3 protein-coding genes are annotated in these 2,439 nt (G+C 45.1%); 2 read left to right on the top strand and 1 reads right to left on the bottom strand.

Annotated features, from left to right (window positions below):
• Positions 1–130 precede the first annotated feature (130 nt).
• Together Q8M98_04475 and Q8M98_04470 are read left to right on the top strand one after the other, a co-directional pair.
• Complete coding sequence (locus Q8M98_04475) at positions 131–949, top strand: DNA adenine methylase (protein MDP3114015.1); 819 nt, start codon at positions 131–133, stop codon at positions 947–949.
• The gene (locus Q8M98_04470) at positions 946–1,722 is read left to right on the top strand and encodes a DNA adenine methylase (GenBank protein ID MDP3114014.1); all 777 of its coding nucleotides are present in this window, start codon (positions 946–948) and stop codon (positions 1,720–1,722) included. The genes Q8M98_04475 and Q8M98_04470 overlap by 4 nt, the downstream gene beginning before the upstream one ends.
• Positions 1,723–1,726: 4 nt before the next feature.
• Here the strand turns inward: Q8M98_04470 and Q8M98_04465 are convergent, their stop codons facing one another.
• Complete coding sequence (locus Q8M98_04465) at positions 1,727–2,188, bottom strand: hypothetical protein (GenBank protein MDP3114013.1); 462 nt, start codon at positions 2,186–2,188, stop codon at positions 1,727–1,729.
• Positions 2,189–2,439: the final 251 nt, after the last annotated feature.

Raw genomic sequence — 2,439 nt, 5'->3', positions numbered from 1 at the left:
CCCGCTACCCCTATGAGAGGTTCGAAATGATCCTGCGTAAACTGGGCTTCACCACTGAAGACTTCGACAGTCTCACACTGCCTGAACTGTACCTGCGGCTCTGCCTTGCCGACCCCAAAGGAGATATGTGATGGATGCATTAATCGGCTGGATCGGAGGTAAACGCCTCCTCCGCAAAACTATCTCACAATATGTTCCCAAGGATATTCAGGGCTACATCGAACCCTTCGGTGGTGCTGCATGGATGCTGCTTTTCAAAGACAAGTGGGGCGATCTGGAAGTCTATAACGATCTCGACTATCGCCTGGTCAATCTCTTCCTGCAGGTGAAGTATCACCCGGATGAGCTGATCAAAGAACTGGACTTTCTCGTAGCCAGCCGCAAGCTCTTTGGCGATATCCTCAAGCAGGAAGGCTTAACAGAGATACAGCGGGCTGCCCGGTTCATGTTCCTGATTACCAGATCTTTCGGAAGCAAAGGTGACAGCTTTGGCACATCCCAGAAGCGTGGTACCTCCAGTATGTATAACCGTCTGGAGCGCATCAAAGAACTGCACAGACGCTTAGACATGGTCATTATTGAGAACCTCTCCTATGAGAAAGTGATAGAGAAGTACGACACCAAGAGCAACTTCTTCTATTGTGACCCACCTTACATGCTGGGTTATACCTATGAGAACTCCAAGCAGTTCAGTCATGAAACCCTGAGAGACATTCTGAAGGGCATCAAAGGACGGTTCATCCTCAGCTATGATGACAACCCGGATGTCCTGAAGCTATACAAAGGCTATGATATCAGGCATGTCACCCGAACCAAGGGCATCAACCGCAAGGAAGGCAAGTCCGAGTTCAATGAAGTGATCATCGCCAACTTCGAGTTGGTAGATACTGATCAGGATACCGCCAAGCCCAAAGCCAAAACCACCAAAGAGATCAGGGGGATATCGTGAATAGTATCATCTCCTGGGTAGGTGGCAAGCGTCTCCTCAGAAAAAAGATACTGCCACTCATCCCTAAGCACGATATCTACTGTGAAGTCTTTGGCGGTGCTGCCTGGATACTATTTGGGAAGTCACCCGATAAGGAAGATTGGCAGACCGGACCCAAGAGCAGATACACCGAGGTCTATAATGACATCAATGGTGATCTGGTGAACTTCTGGAAGTACATCAAGCAGCACCCGGAAGCGTTTGTGACGGAGTTGAATCAGTACTTGGTATCCAGAGAGATGTTCGACACGTTCGCACAACACACACCCAAAACCGAACTGGAACGAGCTATCCGCTTCTACTTCCAGTTGTCCTGCAGCTATGGCTCAAGATCAAAGAACTTCTGCATCATGCAGGGCTACAAGTACATGCCGCTGCGAAACCTTGAGAAGGTTAAAGCAGCCTCAGACCGACTCAAACAGGTAATCATCGAGAAGCAGGACTTTGAGAAGATCATTGCCCGGTTCGATACACCCAATACCTTCTTCTACCTCGACCCACCCTACTATACCAAGGAGCATCTATACGACAGAGAAGACGCAGACGCATTCACCAAGCATGAAGAATTGGCAGCTGCACTGAAGAACATCAAAGGGAAGTTTCTGTTATCCTACAATAACGACCCTTACATTCGCACACTCTACCAAGGCTTCACCATTGAAGAAGTCGAAGCGCAATACACCGTTTCCGGTTCTTTTCAGACAGAGACAGAGTTGCTGATTAGGAATTATTGATGGTTCAGCTGTTTTTCTTCTCGTGCTCTTCGAATAGAATGTACTTAATAAACTCCAATGCGTTACTATACTTGGTTGCATAAGAGATTGAGTGTTTTAGTTGTGAGAATAGTCCTAATACTAAAACCCAGTTTGCTTTTCGGATGTCATCATCTCGCGTTGGATCAATCCAACAAAAAGCATAATGACAAATACTCGGTATTCCTAGTTTAAAAGGTATTCTTGGGTATTTATGAAATGTTGTTTGGATGATGGTTTTATGTTCTTCCAAAACATCGTTTCTGCTGAGAAACATTTCAACTGCGTATTCTGCACTAGGAGATAGTATGATACCAATCCAATCAACTGTCTCATACCATTCGGATGCTTCATCTAGTGCTGGTCCCATAATTATATTTTGCTCAGCACTGAATGAGTATTGACCATAACTAATGGCTCCTCTAAAGAAAACGCTGTTAGATTGCATTTGAGGTTGAAAGAACGAATTGATTAACTCTGGTAATATCGTTATTAATACTCTATCATCGATACTGTCAGATATGGGATTATTTGCCAGTGATATGCAGACTATGAGTGGAGACTGTTCAAGTAAATTCCCTTAAATTTCAATAAATTAGCGTTCCGGAAATCAAGAAAAGTGGGCGAAAGGCATCCTTAGGCAGGGGTTGCTTTGAATTGACATATCGTCTGCACAGTGGACACTTCAGTAAAAATCAA

This window comes from Candidatus Cloacimonadaceae bacterium, from assembly GCA_030693415.1.
Lineage (GTDB): Bacteria > Cloacimonadota > Cloacimonadia > Cloacimonadales > Cloacimonadaceae > JAUYAR01.
The sequence above is the reverse complement of the archived record's forward strand: the minus strand, read 5'-3'. Positions and strand labels throughout refer to the sequence as shown.